This is a genomic window from Methylobacterium tarhaniae (assembly GCF_001043955.1).
In the GTDB taxonomy this organism is placed as follows: Bacteria; Pseudomonadota; Alphaproteobacteria; order Rhizobiales; family Beijerinckiaceae; genus Methylobacterium; species Methylobacterium tarhaniae.
Genome location: NZ_LABZ01000437.1, coordinates 1 through 688, shown reverse-complemented (window position 1 = coordinate 688; position 688 = coordinate 1). Strand labels below are relative to the sequence as shown.

General features: G+C 76.9%; 1 protein-coding gene. It reads left to right on the top strand.

Annotation, left to right across the window (positions count from 1 at the left end; translation table 11 throughout):
- On the top strand, window positions 1–688 hold a 688-nt coding region (locus tag VQ03_RS30505; RefSeq protein WP_048454692.1), incomplete at both ends, for an AbrB family transcriptional regulator.

Here is a 688-nt window from a genome sequence, read left to right as displayed (position 1 = left end):
GGCGGGCCTCGTCGCGGCGTCCGGGGCGCTGGCGGGCCTGTTCACCCTCGCCGGCTTCCCGGCCGCCCTGCTGCTCGGGCCGATGCTGGCGGGTATTCGGGTTGGGGGGGGCGGGGCGCCCGTCCCGGGGGCCGAGCGCGGGTTCCAGGCGGCGCAGGCTCTGATCGGCTGCCTCGTCGCCCACGCGGTCAACGCCTCGATCGCCGCGACGCTGCTGGAGGACGGTTTCCTGATCCTGGGGGTGGTGGGGGTCACGGTGGTGGCCGCCTCGCTCACCGGCTGGGTGCTGACCCGCATCCGGCTGCTCCCCGGCACCAGCGCGGCCTGGGGCTCCTCCCCGGGCGGCGCCTCCGCCATGGTGGCGATGGCGGAGGAATTCGGCGCCGATCCGCGCCTCGTCGCCTTCATGCAATATGTCCGGGTCGCCTGCGTGGCGCTCACCGCCTCGCTGGTCGCCCGCTTCCTCGCCGGCGGCAGCGCGGCAGCGCCCGGCTCCGGCATGGATCCGGCGCCGCTCGCGGTCCTCGCAACCCTGGCGGTGGCGGGCATCGGCGCCTGGGCGGGCCTGCGGCTGCGCATCCCGGCCGGCGCGATGATCGGCCCCCTCGTCCTCGGCGCCACACTCCACGCCACCGGGCTCGCCGACATGGCCCTGCCCTCCTGGCTCCTGGCGCTCGCCTATGCGGGC